General features: G+C 45.0%; 21 protein-coding genes. 4 read left to right on the top strand and 17 right to left on the bottom strand.

Translation table 11 applies throughout. The features are described 5' to 3' along the window. The first annotated feature begins 99 nt into the window (after window positions 1-99). Window positions 100-1,452 carry an NADP-specific glutamate dehydrogenase gene (gene gdhA, locus R8269_RS02420; protein ID WP_005373174.1) on the top strand — a complete coding sequence of 451 codons (1,353 nt, stop codon included), beginning with the start codon at window positions 100-102 and terminating at the stop codon, window positions 1,450-1,452. A gap of 76 nt (window positions 1,453-1,528) precedes the next feature. On the opposite strand, the gene R8269_RS02415 is transcribed toward gdhA, so the two are convergent. The 3 genes from R8269_RS02415 to R8269_RS02405 all read right to left on the bottom strand — a co-directional run bounded on the left by R8269_RS02415 (window position 1,529) and on the right by R8269_RS02405 (window position 5,414). Continuing rightward, the gene (locus R8269_RS02415) at window positions 1,529-1,996 is read right to left on the bottom strand and encodes an OsmC family protein (RefSeq protein ID WP_025767882.1); all 468 of its coding nucleotides are present in this window, start codon (window positions 1,994-1,996) and stop codon (window positions 1,529-1,531) included. Between the two features lie 99 nt (window positions 1,997-2,095). Next, window positions 2,096-4,453 carry an ATP-binding protein gene (locus R8269_RS02410; protein ID WP_258477063.1) on the bottom strand — a complete coding sequence of 786 codons (2,358 nt, stop codon included), beginning with the start codon at window positions 4,451-4,453 and terminating at the stop codon, window positions 2,096-2,098. Then, on the bottom strand, window positions 4,446-5,414 hold the full coding sequence (locus tag R8269_RS02405; protein WP_318222440.1) for a cytochrome-c peroxidase: 969 nt from the start codon (window positions 5,412-5,414) through the stop codon (window positions 4,446-4,448). The genes R8269_RS02410 and R8269_RS02405 overlap by 8 nt, the downstream gene beginning before the upstream one ends. Window positions 5,415-5,912: 498 nt before the next feature. On the opposite strand from R8269_RS02405, the gene R8269_RS02400 reads away from it, so the two are divergent. Further along, entirely contained in the window at window positions 5,913-7,289 is a 1,377-nt protein-coding gene (locus R8269_RS02400; protein ID WP_262674512.1) for an NfeD family protein, read from the top strand. A gap of 10 nt (window positions 7,290-7,299) precedes the next feature. Beyond that, window positions 7,300-8,082 (top strand): slipin family protein, encoded by a 783-nt coding sequence (locus tag R8269_RS02395; protein ID WP_005373196.1) that lies wholly within the window; start codon window positions 7,300-7,302, stop codon window positions 8,080-8,082. Window positions 8,083-8,123: 41 nt separating this feature from the next. On the opposite strand, the gene R8269_RS02390 is transcribed toward R8269_RS02395, so the two are convergent. Next, the gene (locus R8269_RS02390) at window positions 8,124-8,558 is read right to left on the bottom strand and encodes a globin (RefSeq protein WP_005373198.1); all 435 of its coding nucleotides are present in this window, start codon (window positions 8,556-8,558) and stop codon (window positions 8,124-8,126) included. 243 nt (window positions 8,559-8,801) lie between these two features. Between R8269_RS02390 and R8269_RS02385 the strand changes: the two genes are divergently transcribed. Then, window positions 8,802-9,458: a nitroreductase family protein gene (locus R8269_RS02385; RefSeq protein ID WP_005373200.1), complete on the top strand. Its 657-nt coding sequence runs from the start codon at window positions 8,802-8,804 to the stop codon at window positions 9,456-9,458. Between the two features lie 96 nt (window positions 9,459-9,554). Here R8269_RS02385 and choV read toward each other — a convergent pair whose 3' ends face one another. The 13 genes from choV to R8269_RS02320 all read right to left on the bottom strand — a co-directional run bounded on the left by choV (window position 9,555) and on the right by R8269_RS02320 (window position 26,087). Further along, a complete protein-coding gene (gene choV / locus R8269_RS02380) occupies window positions 9,555-10,733 on the bottom strand; it encodes a choline ABC transporter ATP-binding protein (RefSeq protein ID WP_258477076.1) in 1,179 nt (392 codons plus the stop codon). A gap of 2 nt (window positions 10,734-10,735) precedes the next feature. Continuing rightward, a complete protein-coding gene (choW, locus tag R8269_RS02375) occupies window positions 10,736-11,578 on the bottom strand; it encodes a choline ABC transporter permease subunit (RefSeq protein ID WP_005392552.1) in 843 nt (280 codons plus the stop codon). A gap of 75 nt (window positions 11,579-11,653) precedes the next feature. Then, window positions 11,654-12,592, bottom strand: coding sequence for a choline ABC transporter substrate-binding protein (locus R8269_RS02370; protein WP_318222439.1), 939 nt, complete (start codon window positions 12,590-12,592; stop codon window positions 11,654-11,656). A 36-nt stretch (window positions 12,593-12,628) separates the two neighbouring features. Then, window positions 12,629-14,344 carry a choline dehydrogenase gene (betA, locus tag R8269_RS02365; RefSeq protein ID WP_053349194.1) on the bottom strand — a complete coding sequence of 572 codons (1,716 nt, stop codon included), beginning with the start codon at window positions 14,342-14,344 and terminating at the stop codon, window positions 12,629-12,631. 180 nt (window positions 14,345-14,524) lie between these two features. Beyond that, on the bottom strand, window positions 14,525-15,985 hold the full coding sequence (gene betB, locus R8269_RS02360) for a betaine-aldehyde dehydrogenase (RefSeq protein ID WP_258477078.1): 1,461 nt from the start codon (window positions 15,983-15,985) through the stop codon (window positions 14,525-14,527). An 18-nt stretch (window positions 15,986-16,003) separates the two neighbouring features. Then, window positions 16,004-16,603, bottom strand: coding sequence for a transcriptional regulator BetI (gene betI, locus R8269_RS02355; RefSeq protein WP_017820329.1), 600 nt, complete (start codon window positions 16,601-16,603; stop codon window positions 16,004-16,006). Window positions 16,604-17,208: 605 nt separating this feature from the next. After that, window positions 17,209-19,230 carry a diguanylate cyclase gene (locus tag R8269_RS02350; RefSeq protein ID WP_373924457.1) on the bottom strand — a complete coding sequence of 674 codons (2,022 nt, stop codon included), beginning with the start codon at window positions 19,228-19,230 and terminating at the stop codon, window positions 17,209-17,211. Between the two features lie 462 nt (window positions 19,231-19,692). Further along, window positions 19,693-20,451 carry an SDR family oxidoreductase gene (locus R8269_RS02345; RefSeq protein WP_005373217.1) on the bottom strand — a complete coding sequence of 253 codons (759 nt, stop codon included), beginning with the start codon at window positions 20,449-20,451 and terminating at the stop codon, window positions 19,693-19,695. Between the two features lie 9 nt (window positions 20,452-20,460). Beyond that, window positions 20,461-21,357, bottom strand: a complete 897-nt coding sequence (gene mmsB / locus R8269_RS02340; protein ID WP_005373220.1) for a 3-hydroxyisobutyrate dehydrogenase — start codon at window positions 21,355-21,357, stop codon at window positions 20,461-20,463. A 19-nt stretch (window positions 21,358-21,376) separates the two neighbouring features. Next, the gene (locus R8269_RS02335; protein WP_005373222.1) at window positions 21,377-22,507 is read right to left on the bottom strand and encodes an enoyl-CoA hydratase/isomerase family protein; all 1,131 of its coding nucleotides are present in this window, start codon (window positions 22,505-22,507) and stop codon (window positions 21,377-21,379) included. Window positions 22,508-22,517: 10 nt separating this feature from the next. Continuing rightward, window positions 22,518-23,294 (bottom strand): enoyl-CoA hydratase, encoded by a 777-nt coding sequence (locus R8269_RS02330; RefSeq protein ID WP_005373224.1) that lies wholly within the window; start codon window positions 23,292-23,294, stop codon window positions 22,518-22,520. 49 nt (window positions 23,295-23,343) lie between these two features. Next, a complete protein-coding gene (locus tag R8269_RS02325; protein WP_006741037.1) occupies window positions 23,344-24,498 on the bottom strand; it encodes an acyl-CoA dehydrogenase family protein in 1,155 nt (384 codons plus the stop codon). 95 nt (window positions 24,499-24,593) lie between these two features. Next, window positions 24,594-26,087 carry a CoA-acylating methylmalonate-semialdehyde dehydrogenase gene (locus R8269_RS02320; RefSeq protein ID WP_005382664.1) on the bottom strand — a complete coding sequence of 498 codons (1,494 nt, stop codon included), beginning with the start codon at window positions 26,085-26,087 and terminating at the stop codon, window positions 24,594-24,596. Between the last annotated feature and the right edge of the window lie 62 nt (window positions 26,088-26,149).

Genomic DNA, 26,149 nt, shown 5'->3' with positions numbered 1-26,149 from the left:
GGAAAGACCACTACAACCATTGAATCTTGGTCAAAATCACTATTTAATGGAAATACATTCATATAAACTGATTGCTTATTCACATCAAGGAAGAAATCTATGTCATACATACACGATACTATTGTTGCGTTGCAACACAGTAGCCCTGCGCAAAAAGAATTTTACCAAGCGGTAGAAGAAGTATTAACTTCTCTCGCGCCGGTAATAGAAGGCAATAATAAATATAAGGAACAAGCGATTATCCAGAGGATCGTCGAGCCAGAACGTCAAATCATGTTTCGAGTTCCTTGGGTTGATGATGCTGGAAATGTACAAGTAAACAAAGGTTATCGAGTTGAATTCAACTCTGCTTTGGGGCCGTACAAAGGAGGATTGAGATTCCATCACTCAGTCAATGCGAGCATCATAAAATTTCTCGGCTTTGAGCAAATTTTTAAAAACGCACTGACTGGCCTTCCTATCGGTGGCGGCAAAGGCGGTTCAAACTTCGATCCTAAAGGAAAATCCGACGGCGAGATCATGCGATTTTGCCAATCATTTATGAACGAGTTGTACCGTCACATCGGTCCTACCACCGATGTGCCCGCAGGCGATATCGGTGTCGGGGCGCGCGAAATTGGCTATATGTTTGGTCAATACAAACGATTGACGGGCCGCTACGAAGGTGTGCTTACAGGCAAGAGTCTGCTTTGGGGTGGCTCACTCGCCAGAAAAGAAGCGACAGGATATGGCGCCGTCTATTTTGCAGAATGCATGCTCAACGACCGCAACGATTCATTGAAAGGGAAAACTTGTCTCGTTTCTGGTGCTGGCAACGTGGCTATCTACGCCATTGAAAAACTGTACCATATGGGAGCAACGCCAGTTACATGCAGCGACTCTCGAGGTACGATCTATCATGAGCACGGTATTGATCTTAAGCTCCTAAAACAACTGAAAGAAGTGAAAAGAGCAAGCTTAGAAGAATATTTAGAAACTTACCCTGAAGCAGAATACACACCAGAGGGCGACTATCCTAATGAAGGACATGCTGTTTGGCGATATCAGGCTGATGCTGCCTTCCCTTGTGCGACTCAAAATGAATTAACGTCAGACGACGCACTGGCTCTTATCGAAAACGGATGTATTTTGATTAGTGAAGGGGCGAACATGCCAACCACCCGTGATGCTGCCAATATTATCGTGGACTCGGACATAGCTTATGGGCCTGCAAAAGCAGCCAATGCAGGCGGCGTTGCAACCAGTCAACTTGAAATGGCGCAAAACGCCAGCATGCAAAACTGGACGTTTGAACAAGTGGATAGTCAGTTGCAAACCATCATGAAAAATATTTTCATCAATGCAAACGAAACCAGTAAAGAGTTTGGCCAACCTGGAAATTTAGTTTTAGGCGCCAACATTGCAGGCTTTAGAAAAGTCGCTGATGCAATGATTGAGCAAGGTGTCGTCTAGATGAACGAGCCAGCAGGATGACTGCTGGCTTAATATAACTCCGCAATAGGCCGCGCTTTTTGATAAAGAGCTCCACTTAATTCGCAATAAGCGTTGTCACTTCTGTTTTAACGGAGTTGGCGATAAAGCAATTCTCATGGGCCATGTGGTGCAGTTTTTCTAATTGAGATGGTGTCGGTTGTTTTTCACCTGAAAATGTTATCTTAGGGTTTAACGTTACCTTTGATACCCACTCTTTTCCGTTTTCGCCTTTTTCAAGCTCCCCTACCGCTTCATCGAAGTAACTGTCCACAACATAACGTCGCTTTGCTGCAATAGACAGGAAAACGAGCATATGACAACTAGAAAGTGCCGCGACAAACGCTTCTTCTGGATCAACGTTTTCTTCTACGGATAGTGGTAATGGTACTACGTGGGGAGATGGAGATGCTGGGACTTGCAACCCTCCATCAAATTGCCAAATGTGTGCCCTACTATACTTATTATCCTTAAACTCTTCGCCAGCTTTACGATGCCATTTGATTAAAGCGGAATGCTTACTCATTCTAACTCCCTGATTTTCCGACGACGAATCAACACTATCCGTCCTTGCCACAGTAAACCACAACAAAATGAGTTAAGGAAAGCATCGCACTCACAGGGACTATAAAATCTGTTGAGGATCGGCATTGTTCTTCTGGATATCATCCAAAAGTCTATGAGACTGATGGATGTTGACCTGTAACCGATTGATCAGCATCTGCAACTGCTCAATCTCGGGACTTTGGTTGGCTTTAAGTTGAGTTTCCAGGGCCTCCGTTTGGCTCGCCAAAATAGGTAAACTTAGGTTCAGTGCCATCCCTTTCGTTTTGTGCAACGTCAGCTCTAATGAAGCAAAGTCTTCAGCCATAAAGTATTCAATAAGCTCATCAACAGATGTCTCAAAATCGACAATAATGCTTTTTAGCAGCTCGTCGAGCGCTTCTGGCTCATCTCGTAAAGAAGTAAACATGCCTGAGCGGGAGAGTTCTTCCTCTGTTAACCTTAAGTTCTCGATTGGCTTACGTTGCAACTGAAGCACATTGCTGTCACTCGTTAGTGGCGGATTCTGTTTCGGTTCGAGTCTGGCTGCAAACTGTTTGAGAGCGTCTGAAAAGCTCTCATGCTGTAGCGGTTTTGTAAGCACATGGTCTGCTCCTGCTTCAATAAAGCTATCATGGGCTTCACGAAATACGTCTGCCGTGTACGCAAAGAGTAACGTCTTGATACCTAACTCTTGTCGAATAACGCGTGTCGCCTCAACACCATTCATCTCGGGCATGTGGTTGTCCATCAAGATCAGGTCATACTCGTTCTCTTTCGCCTTTTTAACCGCGATTAACCCATTTTCTGCAACATCCACTTCATGCCCGAGCTTTTCGCAAAACCCTTTTGCAACAATTGCATTCACACGGTTATCATCAGCAAGTAGTATCTTTAAATGGTGTGATTTTGCGCGAGGTTTCGGTGCTTCTTGCTGCTTTTTCGGAGCAGATTCTACCCAAGGAATCGGCAACTCAACGATAAATTGACTTCCAACGCCTTCTATACTCTTGAGAGTAATATGGCCACCCATCAAATCGGTTAGTTTTTTGACGATGGCTAACCCAAGACCTGTTCCGCCGAACCTTCGAGTCGTTGATGAGTCTGCTTGCTCAAACGAGTTAAAAATATGCTCGTGCTTGTCTGGCGCAATACCAATACCGGTGTCGCTCACGCGCATGACCAACAACTGATTCGATTCATCTAACTCAGTTCTAACCAGCACATGCCCTTCATTGGTAAACTTCACCGCGTTACCGGCGAGATTAAACAAGATCTGTCGTAAACGCGCACAATCTCCAGTAAATTCAGTATATTCAGAAACCTCGTTTTCCAAGATTAACTCGATATTTTTTTCATCAACAAGTGGTTTTATTGCGCTACACACCGGAGAAAGCACTTGATCGAGCTTAAACTTAACTTGCTCAAATTCCAGTTTGTTTTCTTCAACTTTAGAAAAATCCAAAATATCGTTGAGGATAGTCATCAGATGCTGGCCAGAATCAAGAATAACCCTAATGTGCTCTTTCGTCGTCGGCTCTTTGGTCTCTTCTGCAATCATTTGAGAAAGCCCTAGTACACCATTCATCGGCGTTCTCAGTTCGTGACTCATTGCAGCGAGAAAATTTGATTTCGCTTTTGCCGCTCGCTCGGCTTTGTTTCTCGCCTCTTCAATTTCAAGATTCAACTGTTTTAAGTTATGCATTCGGTGATGTGACTGATAAACAAACGCGCTAACTAGAAACATCACCGCGATAAATACAAACAACCACGTAAAACGCGCCTCACTTTGAGCAATATTAAGTAACCGATGCTCTGAGCTTTCGACAAACTCAATATAAGTGTGATCAAGCAGTTCATTCGTCAGCAATTCAATTCTTTTATCACTCGTTTGAAGCCTTTTAAGGAAGTTCGCTTCCTTTTCACTCTCAACTTCCGTTTGTGTTAGAAGCAACTGGTTGAGAAATTCAAAATAACGACTGCCACCCAATGATTGACCGCTCTCGGTAGAAACATCTTGCTGATATAAATTGAACAACATGAGTAATGCATACCGATTTTCTACCTGAACACCAATTAACATATCAAGCTTCAACGTTGTTTGAAGCACTCGCTGCTTAAACTGTTCAATCGTATCCCTAACTTTTATACGATTGGGTGTCACGGGAAACCAAACTGATGCCTTTGATGATTCCAACAGTGCCTGTGCTGCGATTTCTATCTCTACTAAAGACGTTGTTAACTCATAGTTTTTCCTATCTTCAACGGCATATCGGTTCACGATAACATCACGCTCTTCAATCAATTCATGTCCGATATTCATTAGCTCTGCATGAAATTCTTGAGCGTTTTTTGAATTCATATACGACATATACGCCAGTGTGCAGCACGTCAGTATCCCAATAAAAAAGCAAAAGTTGATCAGTTTGAATTTATTCATTTTCCAACACCTCTAAAATTATGGGTCTAGGTGCTGTCAACGACTGCAAGAATGCTTCAATGTCCGCGACATTCTCATCGTTCATCGTTATACCGAGCTGGGTTTTAGCCATGATTTGTATCGCGTCGGATAACTTATCGACTTGCCCATTATGAAAATAAGGACTCGTTAGCGCGACATTGCGTAAACTGGCTACTCTAAAATAGAATCGCTCTTCATCTTCTATCGTAACGAGTTGCCTGCCCGAGTCCTCTACTACTGGCTTATCCTTGAAATAGGCGAACCTTTGGATCATCGCTCCGCCGATATTTTTACCCTGATGACACTGCACACAACCTGAAGTCTGAAATGTTTTCCAACCTCTGATTTGCTGTTCACTCAGTACATGCGTGTAACCCAATAAGTAAGCATCGAATGGTGCGCCAGGCGTCTGCAGCCCTTCAACAAACTCCACAATAGCGGACTTGATATTATGAACGTTAATCGGCAATTCATCGTCACGACTAAATAGCGCTTGATAATGTTCACTCTCTTTTACATATTGCTCTATCGTTTGCCAGTTTGAGTCCATTTCCATTGGATTATGGATTGGACCATCAATCTGAGCCATCAAGGTGTTTTCCGTACCATCCCATAAAAAACGATAATTTAACGCTGCATTAAACACTGTTATAGAATTTCTAATTCCATCACCTTTCACCCCCGTAGAGACTGGTGTGTTTTCAGCGCCATTGGTTTGCAGATTGTGGCATGTCGCGCAGCTGACATTACCATTTGACGATAATTGAGGATCGCGGAAGAGATGCCAGCCAATTCTCGCTAGCTTAATATCCAAATTAGGATCGCCCTGTATGGGCTGAACTAGGGAGATATCACCTAACATCTTCGCGTTTCTTGCGGTTGTTGTTTGGCTCAAAATGAGTGTTACAACAGCTAGTGCGATTGCGCTGAATTGCCTCATCAACTACATACCTTAAACTTGTCATTGATATGAATTTAGTTGCACTTTGGCGTTTTTTCCACCGACAGGAAGTTGAAAAAACGAGTTAAGTATTGCTTTGTTTAAGGCTTTGGTTGAAGAGGGAGTAATAAGGCGAATAGGAAGAAACCTATCGCCTTATGAGTAGCTAACGTATTGAAATCTGAGTTTAGTGTAGAAAAGCCAAAAACCGTTGAAACCAAGTCACCTCTCCATACGAGATCAGATCGAAAATAGTAAAGAATACGGCACAGATAACGGCCAACTTAATCAAACGCTGAACAATAAACATAAACGTCACAATTACCAATAATTTGCTTTAGTTTACTATCTCACACAGCGTTTATATATAAAAAAGTAGTCTCCTAATTAGCCTCGGCAACTTATTCATTAGAACCTATACTCAAGCATCTCTAAGTTATTTGGATATACTTGAATTAGGATTTCAAAAAGTCCCTGTGACCACACAAGGAGGACTGCATGAAACGACTATGGATATGGTTCTTACCTTTACTCTTGATGGCCAGTCAAGCACTGGCGAATACCGTTTGGATTGTTCCTGTCAAAGGCGCTATAGGGCCTGCTACTAGCGACTATTTATCTCGTGAAATAGAAGAAGCTCAACTAAACGGTGTCAGTTTAGTGATCTTAGAGATGGACACACCAGGCGGCTTAGATAGCGCAATGCGAGATATTATTCACGCGATTACCACCTCCTCGACTCCCATTGCGACTTGGGTCGGCCCATCTGGTTCTAGAGCCGCCAGTGCCGGAACATACATCTTGCTCGCTAGTCACGTAGCCGCCATGGCTGAAGCGACAAACCTCGGAGCTGCAACGCCCGTCGCGTTAGGTGGTGCGCCTCAACCTCCTTCATCGGATGATGGCAAAGAGCAAAACGCGGAAGAAACGCCAGAAGGAACCAACGAAAGCTCAGAGAAAGTTCCCGCTAAAACTGCAATGGAGAAAAAGGTAATTAACGACGCCAAAGCCTACATTAAGGGCTTAGCAAAACTTCATGGACGAAATGCAGAATGGGCAGAGAAAGCAGTAAGCGAGGCGGCGAGCTTGGATGCAACAGAAGCATTAGAATTAAACGTGATCGATTACATCGCCAATTCGCCAGAGGACTTAGTCAAAGCCATAGATGGGCAAACTGTTAAAGTAAACAATCGCACTGTGACATTGTCACTTGAAAATCCAACATGGGTTGAAAGAACGCCAGATTGGCGAGCAGAAATGTTAGCCGTTATCACCAATCCAAACGTTGCCTACATTCTAATGCTCATCGGCATCTACGGTTTACTTCTTGAATTTTACAACCCAGGAATTGGCTTACCCGGTGTGCTAGGTGGGATTTGTCTGCTTCTTGCCATGTACGCATTACAAATGATGCCCGTCAACTACGCAGGTCTTGGTCTGCTGTTACTCGGTATTGCACTAATGATAGCGGAAGCATTCAGTCCGAGCTTTGGTATTTTGGGTTTAGGCGGCGTTGTCGCCTTTGTACTCGGTTCGATATTTCTCATGGACAGTGAGTTACCAGGGTTCCAGATCGCCCTTCCTTTGATTTTTGGTATTGCCATATTTTCCGTAGCTCTAATCGTGCTGACCGTCGGCCTGCTGCTCAAAATTCGCCGCCGGCGTGTAACGACGGGTTTAGAGACATACCCTGGGAAGGTCGCCGTGGTAAGCGATGACTTTATCGATGGCGAAGGACGCGTTCAACTCAACGGTGCGTTATGGCGAGCTAAAGCCAAAGACCATCAACAATTCAAACAAGGTGATCACGTCACCATTGTTAATGTTAAAGGGCTGACCTTAACTGTGATGCCTGATGACCGCCAAAATAAATAGGAGGCGCTTTATGATGCTCTATACCGTTGCGGTGATCGTGGTGCTGCTGTTCGCACTAGCGACCCAAATGTTCAAGGTTTTGAGAGAATACGAACGTGGGGTTGTGTTCTTTCTTGGTCGATTTCAAGAAGTCAAAGGACCTGGTTTGATCATCCTTATCCCATTTATTCAGCAAATGGTGAGGGTTGATTTACGTACTGTCGTTTTGGATGTGCCGACACAAGATTTAATTACCAAAGATAACGTTTCTGTGCGCGTCAACGCGGTCGTTTATTTTCGCGTAGTCGATCCTCAAATGGCGATTAACAATATTGAAAGCTACAGCGATGCTACCAGCCAGCTAGCACAAACCACGCTGCGCTCGGTATTGGGTCAGCATGAACTCGATGAATTGCTATCAGAGCGAGAACGCCTCAATAAGGATTTACAATCCATTCTCGATCAACAGACTGATGACTGGGGAATCAAGATTGCTACGGTTGAAGTCAAACATGTTGATTTAAATGACAGCATGGTCAGAGCCCTAGCCCGTCAGGCAGAAGCAGAACGTAACCGTAGGGCGAAGATCATTCACGCTACTGGTGAGTTAGAGGCTTCAAATAAATTAAAAGAAGCAGCGCAAATGCTCAACGAAGCACCGAATGCACTGCAATTACGTTACATGCAGACACTCACTGAAATCACTACAGACAAAACATCCACTATTATTTTTCCAATGCCGATCAATCTTGTCGAAGCTGTCAGTGATATCGCCGAAGCGGTGAAAAAGAATAAAGAGACACAAGATAAGTAAGGTTCTGACCCTAGGAAGTAACGACCACTCACGTTACTTCCTTATTTGGTACTCGCTTTAAGGAAGTGCCCATCTTCTTTATCACATTCTTGTTTCATTACTTCTAAGCCCGTTTTAAAGCATGTTCGCCAAGCGGTTTCAACATCGGCATCGTACCCGGAATCACACTGTCGAACCGTTTCTAACAAACTCTCAAGCCAGACATCAAAATCCTGCGGCTCTATACCAATATCTGCACTTGCATGCTTTTTCCCATACTTTTCCACCATTTTGTGCGCTTCGGTCGAGGTATCTGCCATCATAAAAAATACGATAGACCCTCTAAGCATTCTCACTTGTTGGTGCATGTCTATACCATCAAACTTCTGTCTAAAGTTGGCGCTTTTCGACCATAAATTTTTGTAGAACAAGTCGAAAAACTCCTGATCTGAAGTACAACGTTCATAGCTATCATTAAAAACTTCAATCACGTTCATGTTGCTTTCCCCTACGCCTCAATATGAGTTTAATTTAATATCAAATAAAAGCTTCCAAATAAGGACTTTTAAGTTTCAAATCGATCAACTCACATCGATTTTCAACAAAAAGTAAAAAGTGATTTAAATAAACACCCTCTTATCAATGAAAAAATATCCATTATCATGAACCCATATTCGAGGTACGCATGGTTGTCGATGCTAGTGCATCCTCATCTGTCATCACATAAAGAGGATATAAACGTGTCCCATCAAATCATTACCGATCTAAATAGCCGTTACACTGCAAAAAAATATGATGAAACCAAGCGCGTTTCTCAAGAAGACATGGCGATAATCAAAGAAGCACTGCGTTTGTCGGCGTCTTCTATCAATTCACAACCATGGAAATTCATCGTTATTGAAAGTGATGAAGCGAAGCAACGTTTCCACAATACGTTTGCAAATATGCATCAGTTTAACCAACCACACGCGAAAGCCGCATCACATACGATTCTGTTTGCTTACGATCCTAAATTTACTAAAGAGAAATTTGCGAAGCGTGTGGATGCAGAAGTAACATCTGGCCACTTGCCAGCGGAGATGTACAACAACTTTATGGGTGCTTACGCTTTTGCCGATGCAAATACGGACGAAAATGGCTTCAACGGAAACTGGACAAAAGCACAAGTCTATTTGGCACTAGGCAACCTACTACACACATTGGCACGACTAGGCATTGATTCAACACCGATGGAAGGTGTCGATCCGGCTCTGATTGGAGAAGAGTTTAAAGAAGAGCTCGAGGGCCATATTTGTGAAGTTGCGCTGGCGATTGGCTACCATAAAGATGGGGAAGATTACAATCATGGTCTTCCAAAAGCACGCCTTGCAATGGATGAGGTAATTACGACTCTATAGTCGACCATTGTCTTAGCTTAGCGACTTAACTCATTGTTTAAACTAAAAAGAGCCGCATTAATGTGCGGCTCTTTTTTACTTGGTTCTGCGTCAACGTTACGCAACTTGCTCTGACTTAAAATTACCAAGCAATGCATCGTAAAGCTCATTGTCGCTTAACACACCAACCAGATTATTATCTTCAACCATAAGCAGAGGCTGATTGCTGCGCTGTTTAAGTTCAATCGCTTCTCGCATACTGATTTCTGGGCTAACCTGAACCAGAGAGTTTTCATTAACTTCATCAAGGTTCGAAGAATCGCTCTTCCATTGAATCAACGATTTACCTTTATCCGCTAAACTTAACCCCTTGCTCTCTTGTATCACCCAAATATCTTTATCAGGGCAAATCAGAACACGCGTATCTTCGCGAACCAAATCGTCACGCATTAAGGAACGTCCCTTCAGCACATTTAATGGATTAGTGTGAGCAACAAAGTCCGCCACATAATCGTTTTCTGGAGCAAGAATGATCTGTTCTGGCTTGCCATGTTGAATCAGCTTTCCTGATTCCATAATGGCGATGTTGTTGCCGATTTTAAGCGCCTCATCCAAGTCGTGACTCACAAAAAGAATGGTTTTGTTTAGCTTTTCTTGCAGCAGAATCAATTCATCTTGAAGCTGAGCACGAATCAATGGGTCAAGCGCTGAAAACGGCTCATCCATTAACAAGATATCTGTGTCCATCGCGAACGCTCGCGCTAGGCCAACACGCTGCTGCATACCACCAGAGAGCTCGTGCGGGAATTTCGTTTCCCACTCAGACAAACCGACCATTTCGAGCTGTTCACGCGCTTTTTTACGGCGCTCAGCTTTACCAATGCCTTGCATCTCTAGACCAAACGCTACATTGTCTAACACCGTTAACCATGGCATCAATGCAAACTTCTGAAACACCATGGACACGCGGTGCGTACGAAGGTGGCGCAGTTTCTGTTCGTCACAGTTAGAGAGCTCAACCATATCGTCGCCATCTTTAATTTTCAGAGAGCCACGAGAAATATCGTTCAATCCGTTAACCGTTCGCAGCAAACTTGATTTACCCGAGCCTGAAAGCCCCATCAAGACACAGATCTCACCCTGTTTCACGTTCAGCGAAACATTATCAACCCCAACCACTTGGCCAGTTTCATCAATGATTTCTTGTCGAGATTTCCCTTGATCGAGTAGTGCTAGCGCCTGTGCTTGTTGCTGACCAAAAACGACATCAAGATTTCTAATAGTAATAGCGTCCATGATTATGCCTCCTTCTGGTTTGGTGCTTTACACAAGCGGTCAAGAATGATGGCAACGAGTACAATCGCTAAACCAGCTTCAAAACCTTGTGAAATGTTTACCGTATTCAGTGCACGTACGACTGGCTTACCAAGCCCATCAGCACCAACAAGCGCCGCAATGACCACCATAGAAAGAGACAACATAATGCACTGCGTAACGCCAGCCATAATACTTGGCAATGCCGCAGGTAACTCCACCTTAAACAGTAGCTTCATGCGGCTGGCACCAAATGCTTTACCCGCTTCAAGTAGCTCCTCCGGCACTTTAATAATGCCGAGGTACGTCAATCGAATTGGCGCAGCGATAGCGAAAATGATGGTCGAGATTAGACCAGGGACAATACCCAATCCAAACAGAACCAAGGTTGGAATTAGGTAAACGAATGTCGGGACGGTCTGCATTAAATCGAGTATTGGCCGCAACAAGGTGTATAACCAAGGACGGTGCGCCGCCATAATGCCCAACGGCACGCCAATTAATACGGAAATCGTTGTCGCTGCAAACACAAGGACAAAGGTTTCCAGCATTTCTTGCCAGTAACCAAGGTTGAGAATTGCGAGTAAGGCCAACACGATAAATACGACAAGAGGAATGCTGCGATGTAAGAACCAAGCAATTGCCGCCGTCATAATGATTGGCGCTGCAGGTGGCATCCATTTAAAAATGTCCACCACGAAAAGAATGATCGTTTCAAGTGTAATAGAGATTGCATCGAAAAAACCCGATGCATTGATGGTTAACCAATCGACGCCAGTTTCCATCCATTGGCCCAACGGTAGTTTGTTGTCCGTAATAAAATTCAAAATAAAACCTTTGTGTTAATGAAGCGGGCAAAACTGCCCACTTTCTTTTAAAAAAACGAGCTCAAATACTGCTTATTAAGCGTTTGTTTTTAAGTAGTTTGTAATAGCTGTTAGCGCATCTTGGCCATCCACCGTTTTCACGCCCTCTAGCCACGCTTCAATTTGCTCTTGGTTTGCATTCAACCATGCTTGCGCTGCTTTTGATGGCTTCTGTTTCTGGTTAAGAATCGCTTCCATCAGTTGGTTTTCCATTTCTAGGTTAAACTCTAGATTTTTCACTAGCTGACCTACATTTGGACACTCAGCGAGGTAATTTTTACGTACGTTTGTGTAGACGTTCGCGCCGCCGTAGTTAGGACCGAAGAAGTCATCACCACCCGCTAGATATTCCATTTCAACGTTACTATTCATTGGGTGCGGCGCCCAACCTAGGTACACAATCCATTGATTGCGGCGTGCGGCACGTGATACTTGAGACACCATGCCAGCTTCACTGGACTCAACTAGGCTGAAATCTTTTAGGCCGAATGCGTTGCTATCAATCATTGACTGAATTAAGCGGTTGCCATCGTTTCCTGGTTCAATGCCGTAAATGCGGTCTTTAAATTTGTCGGCATGTTTTACTAGGTCAGCGAAATTGGTTACGCCTGCGTCATAAACGTATTTTGGAACCGCTAGCGTGTACTTTGCGCCAACGAGGTTCGCGCGTACGGTTTCAACAGTACCTGCATCACGGTATTTCGCGATATCACCTTCCATCGTTGGCATCCAGTTACCTAGGAAAATGTCGATATCGCCATTAGCCATAGAGGAGTAAGTTACAGGCACAGACAGAAGATCGGTCTTCGTTTTGTACCCCAACCCTTTAAGTAACTCTGATGTAACGGCAGTGGTCGCTGTGATGTCAGTCCAACCTACATCTGCGAAACGAACCGTTTCACATTGGTTGGCGTAAGCGCCTGTTGCTAAAGTACTTAGTGCAATTGTTGAGAAGATTTTTGTCATCTTAGACATGTTGAATTCCTTGTAATGATTACTGACTTTTTCATTTTATGAGATCGAATCGAGATCTCTTTTTGGCGGATGCATTCGTTGCATCTCTTGCCAGTCCGGTGCAATCCAAACTGGTACGTTGTTCGACGTTTCTAGGGCGTTATCCAAAATCATATCCGCGGCGCGTTCTGCCACCATAATCGTTGGCGCATTTAAATTACCGTTCGGAATGGTTGGGAAAATAGAAGAGTCCACCACACGCAAGCCTTGAATACCGCGTACTTGGCATCGCTCATTTAAGACGGCTAATGGGTCATTATCTGCGCCCATTTTGCAGGTACAAGATGGATGGTAAGCACTCTCGACGTTTTGCTTCACCCATTCATCAATCTGTTCATCCGTTGTGATGTTCAGACCGGGTTGGATCTCATCCCCACGAAACTCATCCATGGCTGGCTGATTGAGGATCTCGCGAGTAAGGCGAATACAATCACGCCAATCCTGCTTATCTTGTTCAGTGGAAATGTAGTTAAACTCAATCTTCGGCTTATCATTCGGATTCGCAGAGACAACTTCGACCGACCCGCGACTTTCTGGCTTGTTAGGTCCAACGTGCACTTGGAAACCATGACCATCAAAAGCAGCTTGCCCGTCATAGCGCATTGCCGCTGGCAAGAAGTGATATTGAATATTTGGCCACTTTAGTCCTTCACGAGAGCGGATAAACGCACACGATTCAAAGTGGTTAGTAGCCCCTAGGCCTTTGCGAGTTAATATCCACTCAGTGCCAATCAAGCCCTTGCTCACCAAGCCTAATTTGCTGTTGAGCGTGATAGGTTGTTTACAGTGATATTGGAAGTACACTTCTAAGTGATCTTGCAGGTTTTTACCTACTCCCTCCAACGAGTGTTTCACCTCAATGCCCGCTTTTTCTAATACTGCCTTAGGGCCAATGCCTGAAAGCTGCAACAGCTGAACGGAGCCAACCGAACCCGCACTCGAAATCACTTCATTATTCGCAAAACATTGCTGAATTGAACCTGACTTTTCAAATTCAACGCCTACCGCTTTCTTGCCTTCTGAATCAGTTTCTTCTAATAAAACTCGATGAACCGTCACCCTCTTCATTAGGGTGAAGTTTTTGCGTTTTTTAGCACGGCTTAAGTATGCATTAGAGGTTGAAGCGCGTACGCCTTTGTCGACGGTCATATGCATTGGGCCAAAGCCCTCTTGTTGATAACCGTTGTAATCTTTTGTTTCTGGGTAGCCCGCTTCTTTGCCTGCATCAATAAAAGCTTGGTACAGCGGGTTGAGCTTCATATCGTTGCCGTTACATGTGCCGACTGGACCGTGATCGCCCCGATATTCATCAGCACCACCAATCCAAGACTCTGCTTTACGGAAATAAGGCAAACACGACTGATAGTTCCAGCCTTTCGCGCCTTCCTCTTCCCACTGGTCAAAGTCACAAGCGTGTCCGCGAACGTAAACCATGCCGTTGATAGATGAGCTACCGCCCAGAACTTTTCCGCGAGGACAATGAAGTTGGCGACCATCCAACCCTTGCTCTTCAACCGTCTCAAACTGCCACGCGTATTTTTCAGTGTTCATCGGGTAAGAAAGCGCTGTTGGCATTTGGATAAAAATACTTTTATCCGACCCACCCGCTTCGAGTAATAGGACCGAATTTTGACCACTTTCACTTAAGCGATCCGCTAACACACAGCCGGCCGAACCCGCACCGACGATGATGTAATCGTAGTGTTGTTGCATTTTTATTCTCCTAGGAGTTAATACTCATCACCGTAGATAAGTGAGCGAAATTAGCGTAGGAAAAATGCTTGAGAACAAGGCGGAAATTTTGATAAGTAGTTAACCTACAATCAAAATTGACAACGTAGTTATCGAGCATTTTAACAAGCTAAAGTGGTCAGTTATCTACTATGAGTAGTATCATTTGTAAGGGCTTTCGAAGTCGCTTAGCTGAACCAGAACACTCTTCGTTTGTGTGTAATGTTTAAGGGTTTCGACTCCGTTTTCACGGCCAACACCTGATTGCTTGTAGCCGCCAACTGGCATTTCCGCAGGTGAGTCACCCCATGTGTTCACCCAACAAATACCCGCTTGAATTTGATGGATCACACGGTGCGCACGAGATAGGTTTTGAGTAAAGACACCTGCCGCTAAGCCATAATCGGTGCCATTTGCGCGCGCAATCACTTCCGACTCATCGCGGAATTTCAGAACTGACATTACCGGGCCAAAGATTTCTTGTTGAACGTGGCTCATGTCATCATCGCAATCAACAAATACGGTTGGAGCAACAAAGTTACCATTAGCTAGGCCATTGTCTGTTACTTTGTAGCCGCCAGTCAGTAACGTCGCGCCACTCGCTTTCGCGGCTTCAATCGCTCCTAAAACTTTCGATTCATGATCTTTAGAGATTAGCGCGCCAATCTGCGTGTTCTCATCAAGCGGATCGCCGACGACTAACAGCTCGGTTCGGGCTTTAAGTTGTGTGATAAAGTCGTCATAAATACCTTCATGGACAAATACGCGTGTACCGTGCGTACAAACTTCACCTTGGGTGTAGAAGTTCGCCACCATGGCCGCAGAAACGGCATCGTTTAACTTCGCATCATCAAAAATAATCAGTGGAGACTTACCACCAAGCTCCATCGTTACTTGTTTTAGTGTCTTAGCGCTGTCACTCATTACGACTTTACCGGTGCCTGACTCACCCGTGAATGACACTTTTGCGATATCAGGATGCGCCGTTAGCATCTGTCCTACTCGGTAATCCCCTTGCACGACATTAAATACGCCATCTGGCATGCCCGCTTCTGAATAAATTTCGGCGAGCTTAAGCGCCGTTAATGGTGTTTCTTCTGATGGCTTGAAGATCATTGCGTTGCCCGCAGCCAGTGCTGGCGCCGATTTCCACATCGCAATTTGAATTGGATAATTCCAAGCGCCAATACCCGCGCAAATGCCCAATGGCTCACGACGTGTATAGAAAAACTGATCGTCGCTGAGTGGCTGCTGTTCACCTTGTAGACTTGGAGCAAGGCCAGCGTAGTACTCAAGAACATCGGCACCTGTTGTGACATCAACCGCGATAGCTTCTTGAATGGGCTTACCAGTATCTGCCACTTCCAATGCAGCCAGCTCGTCATTACGCTCACGTAAAATGGCAACGGCTTTGTGTAAAATACGGCTGCGCTCAATCGCAGTCATCGCCGACCATGCAGAAAAACCTTTTTTTGCCGATTCAATCGCTGCTTGAAGATCGTCTTGGTTCGCTTGTTTAATGTTGGCCAATGGCTCACCATTCGCCGGATTGTAAGTGGTGAAGTGTTCATCTGAACACCCGTCGTACATCGCACCATTGATATAGTGTGCTTTCATTTCCATTTTGAAGACCTGTAACTTTTATATTTTTTCAGAATAAAACGTAAGTTGTTTTTCGAGATAATCGTTGATGATGATTCTCGCTCTTTCTGCATCAATGCCTTGCGGGTTGAGCGTTCCGCGCAGCCAAATTCCATCAATAAGTGATGCAATACCATGAGCAACCAATTCAGCCTGCTCTGCATTTAATAATGCTTTGAGTTCTTTTCTTAGGTGGGACAATAGACGTCGTTCGTTGACACGCTGTAAACGCTTGAGCTGCTCGTCATGCATTGAGTACGACCAAAACGCCAGCCAAGTCTTAGCAACTTGGTTTTCTGCCTGATAGCCGACAAAGTTACCATCAATGATGGCGTTAATTCTTTGGTGATGAGCATCACTTGGCAGCTCACGTAACTTCTGTGTGATAGTGGACGAAAGCTGACGCAAGATTTCGCGCATCGTTTCCTCCAGCAATCCGTGCTTACCACCGAAATAGTGGTTGATAATCCCCGTTGATACACCGGCTTCTTTGCTGATTAACGAAATACTCGCCGCGTGTAAACCGACTCTATCAATCACTGACATTGTCGCTTTCACAAGCTGCGGTTTTCTGATTTCAGGCATCCCCACCTTTGGCATTTTGCGTCCCTATTATTTTTAATTGAACGGTTAGTTAAATATAAAATGCCTGAAAATTAATTCGAACTCAAATTATTTTTAAAGAAAAATGTTAGTAAAAAAGGATGAAAAGTTGAGGGTGTACGAAAAATCGCTCGGCAAGAACTTGTCGGGATAACTAGATTTCAGTTTAAGAACAAACAAATAAGACAAACAAAATCAAATAGTTAACCATTAATCTATTTTTAAAACGATGATGAACGAGTTGATTTTTGAACAACAAAAATCTGTGCCACAAAAAATTTATATCGACCACTAATCATTTCACCTGTACACGGTTTATTTGTACAAAGAATAGACACACTAGTTTGTTATAGTTTTGTAGACACAAGTGGCATTCGCACTTTGAAGGTGAAGGAGGCAAAAAGAGAGGTTATATTGAACGCCATGAATATGCGATTCGATATCCTTAAGCAATTTTTAAGTAATATCGCCAAGTGACTTTAAGATGTTAGATTCAGCGTTTTATATTCGAAGCAAGGATCTCAAAGTCACTTGGCTATCAAAGTAAATGGGAGGGATAAGTTCAGATTCATCGTGCGATGAGCCTGAACTTTTGATTTCTGTTACGCTAGCGAGCGACCTTTCACGCAGTTGCGTCCGTTCGCTTTCGCTTGATAAAGCAATTTATCGGCCTGATCGCAAAGTGATTTAAAACTCATCTCATTATCTTCAGTGGTAACGACTCCAAAACTACAGGTCACTCTCACTTCTTCTTTCTGTTCCGTAACAAAGCCATGTAGGGATAAAGCGCTACGTAAACGTTCTGCAGTAATAAGGGCGTTTTTATGGTCTGTATTGGGCATAACAACAACAAACTCTTCACCACCAAAGCGAGCAACAATGTCGTTTTCACGTACAGTTTCCTCCAACACTTTGGCAACGCCCGTTAGTACGGTATCTCCAAACACATGCCCATAGGTATCATTTACCTGCTTGAAATAATCCACATCGATTAACGCTAAAGTTACTGGTCCCGATTGTGGTTTATTTGGCACCATTTTCTGTTTATCGAGTTTGCTATCTACCCATTTATTTAAAGCTAGATAACCGTACTTAACTTGCTCGACTTGCTCAAAAACAAAGTGTTGTATTTTTTCTTGCTTAGATTGAGGTACCGGTTTCTCTTTTCGCTCACGCCTCACTTCTACTGGCATAGTGAACCAGTCCTCTAAAAAACGGCGATTGAACAACCCTGTCAATGTGTCTGTCTTTGCGAGGCGACGCATTCTCAAACGCGAGCGATTGACGACGAGAAATACTACCGCCATCAAAAATAGAACACCGATGAGCGCAAGTAGCGCTTCACCCAATAAGTAAAAAGTACGACGGTTATTTTCTAGCTCCATACGCTGCAACACATTGTTCCAATTGAGATCTTCGTTCTCATATTCAAGTCGTTCCAACTCAAATAACGTCTGCTGGCGCTCAAGATTTTCAACTTCTCTTTGATTGCTAAATTGGATAAATTTATCGTGATAGTTACCGTAAGTTTCGAATGCTAGTTTAAAGTCATTGCTTCCCGCATAGGCCATAGCGGCGACTTTTAGTAGCTCCATTTGCTGTTGCTTGACGTATCGACTCTCTATAATCTCCGGCAGCATTGGTGCGATCATCGCTAAAAGTATTTCAAATTGCTGCTGCTCTAACATATATTCGGCTTGTAACAACTTAAATGTTGCCAAATACGCGCTAGACGTTTCTCTGTACTGTAAATTCTCCGCCAGCTTCAAGTGGTGAACCATCTTCTTTTCTTGTTTCGTCTCGCGATATAAAGCTGCAAGTTCAAGGTTAACTCGAAATCTAAAGCGTCCATCACCGATAATTTGAGCCAGCTTTAACGCTCGCTGATATGACGCTATCGCCTCTTCGTATTGGAACTGTGCTTTATGAAGTTTCGCTATCGTCAAAACGCTCAACAACTCATTGAACGACATACGCCTATCCCTAAAATAGCGATATGCTTGTTCCAAAAGCGCCTCAGATCGGTCGTAACCCTGAATTTTGACAAGTACGTCACCTAGCTCTAGTGCTGCACGTTCGACCAGCCCGTGAACACCTGAAGATTCAGCTGCATCCATGGACGACATAAGTGCAGCATAGGATTTTTTAAACTCACCTTGCTCATCGTAATAGCGTCCTTTTAGCAACAGGATTTCTGATTCAAGTTGCTTATCACCATTCTCACGCGATGTTTCCAACAAGCTATCCAACGCAGAAAGCGCGGTATCGATATCGCTCTTTCCAACCATAGTTCGCATCTGAATCAACTTAAACAGGAGATACTCATGGCTCTGTGGACGTACAAGCTCCAATCCTTTTTGAACGACACTCTGACTCTCTTCTACGCGCCCTAGCAGCTCTAAAACCGTGGCCTTGGCAAGCCAGTAACGCACCAACAGCGCTGTTGGTTGGTTTTGTAGTAAAGACTCTTCTTCTAACGCTTCAATCAAAGCTAAAGAACTCTGAGGTAATGCGTAAATTTGATTTTCGATGCCTTCTAACGACTGTAAAAACTTACCTTCCTGTTCCACCTTTTCTGTGGAGGCCTGAACAGAAAAACACAGACACCCCAATAATAGCGGCATCGTCCTAAGCGAATGAAATAGTGACATTATTGCTCTTCCCTAATGGGTAGTTACTTCAGTGTAATTGAGAATTCTGATTATTTATTATTAAGACAACTGAAGGTTATTCAGTCAGCCTCATGTTCCCATGTATTTTGCGCTGAATAATAAATCACCATCTTTAGATGCCGAAATAGTTTTCGGTTATAATATGACCAATAAGAATGTTTTTTACACACCAAGAATGACGTTCTCGTTAGTGAGACAAAAGATCGTCTTAGTTGTGAGTTGATACATTTACATGACAAGCAATATAGAACTAACCATTCACATTAGAAATAGAATCAATTTTTATACCGTTCGATGAGATAGCAGTCGACCATGCATCCAATACATTTTTCAGATAGAAGCAATAAAAGAAAGGAGAAAATGGAAGGAAGCGGACAATCAAACTCGCTCCCCTTTTTTATGTTGCAGAAGGGGTTACATTCGCATTCCGCCATCGACTTCGAACACTCTTCCGGTCACGAATTCGTTGGTTAACACGTATTTTATGGTCGATGAAATTTCATCCGCCAAACCTAAACGTCCAACCGGAATCATTCCGATTAAACGTTCCATCGCTTCAGGTTTTATTTGGTCTGTCATGGCAGTTTTGATGACACCCGGAGCAATCGCCACTGAGCGAATTCCGAAACGCCCTAACTCTTTCGCCCACACCGTTGCCATGGTGGCTACCGCCGCTTTAGATGCTGAATAGTTGGTTTGACCAATATTCCCGGCACGCGCAACGCTGGATATGTTGATCAGAACCCCTTTGCTATCGGTGTTCAGCATTACCTTGCTCGCTTCACGGCCACACAGGAAAGTGCCTGTTACATTCACATCTAGAACAGACTGAAATTGTTCCAGCGACATCGTGTTAACCTGACCATCTTTGACTTTAATGAACATACCATCACGCATAATACCTGCGTTATTGATAACGCCATTGAGCTGCTTGAAATCTGCCTCAATTTGCTCAAAAGCAGTGCACACCTGCTGTTCGTCAGTCACGTTCGTCACATAAAAACGAGCGGTAACGCCGAGAGATTCACATTCCGCTTTCGTTTCAGCCAGTTGATCTGAATTGAGGTCGATAAGCGCAAGATGAACGCCATTTTCCGCCAGTGACAGTGCCATTTGTTTACCCAGCCCCTGCCCTGCCCCCGTGATCGCAATGACCTTATTTGCTAACTCCATAAGCGCTCCTTAGGCCTGATTTTGCTTTTGATAGAACTCAAACAAGCTTGAAAAATCTTTTTGCCCGTTGCCCTGACCGTTGTGAAAATTAAACAGATTACGAGCCAAGCTGCCCATTGGCGTTGATGTTTGACTGGCAACCGCCGCTTCCATCGCAAGACCCAGATCTTTAGCCATTAACTGGCTCATAAAGCCGCCTTGATAACCATTGCTTGCAGGCGTATTTTCCATCACACCTGGACAAGGGTTATAAAGCTCTAGCGCCCAGTTACGCCCTGAACTTTGCAACATGATGTCGGAAAGCACTTTGGGATCGAGTCCGTTTTCCATCCCTAAATTGAGTGCTTCACAGGTGCCGCTCATCAAAATGCCCAACATCATGTTATTGCAGATCTTCGCCACCTGACCAGCTCCAGCATCGCCCGCATGGAAGATGTTTTTACCCATGTGGCTAAGCACCGCTTTGGCTTGAACAAAGTTCTCTTGTGAGCCGCCAACAATGAAAGTTAACGTACCTGCTGCTGCGCCCGCAACGCCACCAGATACTGGTGCATCAACAAAACTGATACCAAGTTGCGATGCTTTTTCGCCAACCAAACGAGCAGTCGCCGGATCGATGGTGGATGAATCAATCAGCAAGGTGCCTGATTCGACGCTATCTAAGATGCCATCTTGACCAAGATAAACGCTTTGAACGTGTTGGCTCGCTGGCAGCATAGTGACAACCACCTCCACACCTTGTACTGCCTGCTGAACGGAATCGGCACTTGAAGCGCCCAATGCGGTCAACTCCTCAACTGCGCTTGGGTTCAAATCAAATACTTCGACATTCAAGCCCGCTTTGAGTAGATTCTTAGCCATAGGCGCACCCATGTTACCAAGGCCAATAAATGCAATTTTGTCCATATCGTATTTCTTCCTTGTACTAAAGTGCCGCTATAGCTACCGACGATGCGGTCAGTGGGTATTCTGCTGAGTCAATTGGCGAGAAGAAGCGCTCCAAAACTTGTGGCGTTACGTCAGAAACCGTGCGATGTTGCCAAGTCGGTTGATTGGTTTTATCAATAATCAGCGCACGAACCCCTTCTCTAAAATCACCTTCTAAGCCACAACGTAGTGTTAGGTTAAATTCCATATCAAAACACGCTTTCAAAGAGAGGCTTTGATACTGCGTTAACTGCTGATAAGTGATACTGAGCGACAACGGACTGCCATAGTTCAGTGACTTCTGCGCATTGACGAACCACTTGTTATCAACGCTAGCACGGCTGATTGCATCAACAATTGACGCTAAGTCACCCGAACATAACTGCTCAATCAATTCCGCATAGGGCATCAACATCCCTTCGGTTGGCTCGTCCACGTGTACCGAACGCAGCGTAGTGGCGATTTTTTCGTTGATGTTCGCTTCACCTTTCCAACTTACCGATGCAAGCAGATCCAGCAGCACTTGCTTGTTTTCTGGCTGTGCAATCCATTGGCTTAACCCCAACGCTTTCATATCTGTTGCGTTAATTTGACAAGCAGTCAAACTTAAGAACAGTGCCAAATGTTTTGGCAACTGGTTTAGGAAGTACGTCGCACCTACATCTGGGTAAAGGCCAATTTTAATCTCTGGCATTGCAAAGCGTGTGGTCGTTTCTGCAACGCGATGGCTGGCACCCATAAATAAGCCCACACCGCCGCCCATCAAATAACCATGTCCCCACGCGATGATCGGTTTTGGATAAGTATGAATAAGATGATCACAGCGATATTCGAGGTCAAAGAAGGTTTCCATCGCTGAAAACGCAGAATCAAAATCTTGCTCTTTGTTTTCAAGTGCACGATAGATCGCTTGAATATCTCCGCCAGCACAAAACGCTTTTTCACCTTGAGCATGCAAGAATACCGCGACGACGCTGTCGTCCGTTTGCCATTCACTAAGCTGTTTGTACAACTTCTCAATCATCACGTAACTCAACGCGTTGAGAGCAGCTGGATTATCAAGCTCTAGCACACCAATAATAGAGCCATCAGCGCACTTAAGTTTTGAAACATTTACTGTACCTGTCATTTGGCCTCCGCTAGCTGTTTGTCCATTGTGGCTTGCGCTTTTGCAAGAACGCATTCACACCCTCAGTCTGATCGTGTGTATTGAACAGCTGTAAAAACAGTTCACGCTCTAAAACCAATCCAGCTGCGTGAGTTTGGCTGCGTCGACCTTGAATTAGCGTTTTGCACGCAGACACAGATTTCGGTGATTGACCTGCAACACGCTGTGCTAGCTCCATAGCCGCTTCGAGTGCTTGACCTTTCGCCACCACCTCTTCGACTAACCCAATTTTTTCCGCTCGCTCGGCCGTCACACGCTCGCCACACAGGATCATACGCTTCGCCCAACCTTCACCTACCAACGCGGTCAGGTTTTGCGTCCCGCCCGCACACGGCAACAAGCCTACCGATGCTTCAGGAAGTGCCATTTGTACTTGTTCTTCTGCGATGCGAATGTCACACGCCATCGCCACTTCCAGACCGCCGCCCATCGCGTAACCATTAATCGCTGCGATAGAAACCCCATCGAATGCAGAAAGCGCTTCAAACGCTTCACCAAATGCGAACGCCATGTTTGCTGCTTGTGATTTATCACCCGATGCAAAGTTATTAAGATCTGCTCCAGCAGAAAAGAATTTCTCGCCTTCGCCTGTTAAAACCAACGCATAAATAGAGCGATCATTACTAAGTTCAATTGCCAACTCTTTTAGCTGATTCAAAGATTCAAGCGTCCAGGTGTTTGCTGGCGGGTTACTAATCGTGAGCTTGGCAATATGCGCTTCGCGCTCTAATTTGATTTGTGCCGTCATAATCTTTCAGTCCTTTTTAATTTCTTTAGGTAAGGCTGTGTCTCGCTGACTAAAGCAGCTCAACGCCTTCCGTTAGTAATCGTCTTGCGACGATCAGACGCATGATTTCGTTGGTACCTTCAAGAATTTGGTGAACACGAACGTCTCGGAAATGGCGCTCGACTGGATATTCTTTTATGTAGCCATAGCCACCGTGAATTTGCAGCGCCTGATCGCAGACTTTAAAGCCCACATCAGTAGCAAAGCGTTTTGCCATGGCACAGTACGCACTTTTTTCTGCGTGCTGGGCATCGAGTTTAGCGGCAGCGAGTCGCACCATTTGACGCGCAGCGACCAGCTCAGTCGCCATATCAGCAAGCTTGAACTGCAACGCTTGAAATTGCGCCAGTGAACGGCCGAACTGTTTGCGTTCGTTCATGTATTGCTTGGCTTCGTTCAGTGCTTGTTGCGCAGTACCGACGGAACACGTGGCGATATTGATTCGACCGCCATCCAGACCAAGCATGGCGAACTTAAAGCCTTCTCCCTCTTCACCCAACAGATAGTCAGCCGGAATGCGGACATTTTCGAAGGTAATCATGCGAGTTGGCTGGCAGTTCCAACCCATTTTGGCTTCTTTTTTACCGTAGCTAATGCCTTCGCAATCAGCAGGAACAACGAATGCAGAAACGCCACTCGCTCCTTCACCACAGGAACGCGCCATCACGACGAGAACATCTGTATCACCCGCACCCGAGATAAACACTTTTGCGCCATTGAGGACAAACTCATCACCATCACGCACTGCGCTAGTCGTTAGAGAAGCGGCGTCAGAGCCGGCATTAGGTTCGGTTAAACAGTAGGAAGCGAGCTTTTCACCCGAAATTAGATCCGCGCTAAATTGCTGCGCCACTTCGGCTTTGGCAAAGCTGGTGATCATCCACGTCGCCATGTTGTGAATGGTCATAAACGCAGTAGTCGCGGTACAACCCATAGCCAACTGCTCGAAAATGATCGCCGCATCCAAACGAGATAACCCCAAGCCACCGTGCTCTGGTGGCGTGTAGATACTCAAAAAGCCCAGCTCACCCGCCTGACGCAGTACATCTTTAGGGAAGTGATGGTTTTCATCCCACTCGGCCGCGTGCGGCGCTAACATTTGGTCTGCAAACTGCTTTGCTACTTCGGCAAACGCGAGTTGATCTTCGTTTAATTCAAAATCCATCTTGAAGTCCTAAGGTCTAATTCGTTGCATTTGTATCCGAGCCAAGCCCTCTAAAAGGATGAAGGGCTTGGCTAGAGGTGTCGCTAATCCAGTAATTAGCTAAGTTGAATAGTCATGTTTGGACCGCTTGGAATGTCATCTTCAAACCAACGCGCGGTGACAGTTTTCGTCTCGGTGTAGAAGCGAACCGCTTGTTTACCGTAAGCATGCAGGTCGCCGTAGAAGCTGCCTTTCCACCCAGTAAACGAAAAGAACGGCAATGGCACCGGAATCGGTACGTTGATTCCTACGTTACCTACTTCGATATTGTGTTGATACTTTCTCGCGGCAGCGCCGTTCGCCGTGAAAATAGACGTACCATTACCAAAGCGGTTTGCATTGATCAGTTCAATCGCTTCATCTAGGTCATCCACTTCCATAGTTAACAGTACAGGCCCGAAAATTTCTTCCTGATAAATCGACATGTCTGTGGTCACGTTGGTAAACAGTGTTGGCCCCACCCAGTTACCGTTCGGGAAGCCAGGTACTTGGCAGTCTGTCCCGTCCAGAACACAATTCGCGCCTGACGCTTTGCCTTCATTAATCAGATTCACCACTCGCTGCTTCGCTTGAGGGCTAATCAGTGGACCATAACCGGCGGTTTCATCATCCCACGCGCCAGGCTGAACCTGAGCTAACGCCTCTTTAAGCTCTGGAATCCACTCTTTGGTTTCGCCGACAAATACGGCAACCGAAATCGCCATACAGCGTTGGCCTGCAGCACCAACTGACGCGCCAACTAGGTTATTGATGACTTGCTGTTTGTTTGCATCCGGCATGATGACCATGTGGTTCTTAGCACCTGCAAATGACTGCACGCGTTTCAGGTTGTCTGTACCTGTTTTGTAGATGTACTCACCAACGGGCACAGAGCCAACAAAAGAGATCGCACGAACAACTGGATCAGTCAGAATGCGGTCGACTTGCTCTTTGGTCCCGTGAACAACTTGCAATACGCCTTTTGGTGCACCAGCTTGTTCAAATAGCTCTGCCAATTTCATTGCAGTCAGCGGAACTTGTTCCGAAGGTTTTAGAATAAAGGTGTTGCCACAAGCGATCGCCATCGGGAACATCCACAATGGGATCATCGCAGGGAAGTTAAAGGGTGTGATGCCAGCACAAACACCGAGCGGTTGAATGTAAGAGTAACCATCAATATTGGTCGCGACGTTTTCCACCGTTTCGCCCATCATTGAGCTACAAATGTTCGCCGCTTGTTCTACGACTTCAATCCCACGCCAAATGTCACCCTTTGCATCCGCGAGGGTTTTGCCTGTCTCACTTGAAAGCAGTATCGCCAACTCATCGTGTTGCTCTTTGAGCAGATGTTGGTAACGCAACATCAATCTAGCACGCTCCGGCGCTGCAACTTCTTTCCAGCGTTTGAACGTTTCTGTTGCGCTGGCAATCGCCGCATTCATTTCCGATTCCGTGGCACAAGGTACTTGTGCAATCACTTCGTTGGTTGCCGGGTTGGTTACATCTAGCCATTGTTTTGAATCGGAGATGGCAAATTCACCACCGATATACTGCTTTACTTGTTCTGTCATGATGACATCCTTGTATTTTTCAGCTTGTTACTGACTACTGTTATGTAAGTGAAACTTTGTTG

Source organism: Vibrio sp. Vb0667 (assembly GCF_033391095.1).
The sequence above is the reverse complement of the archived record's forward strand: the minus strand, read 5'-3'. Positions and strand labels throughout refer to the sequence as shown.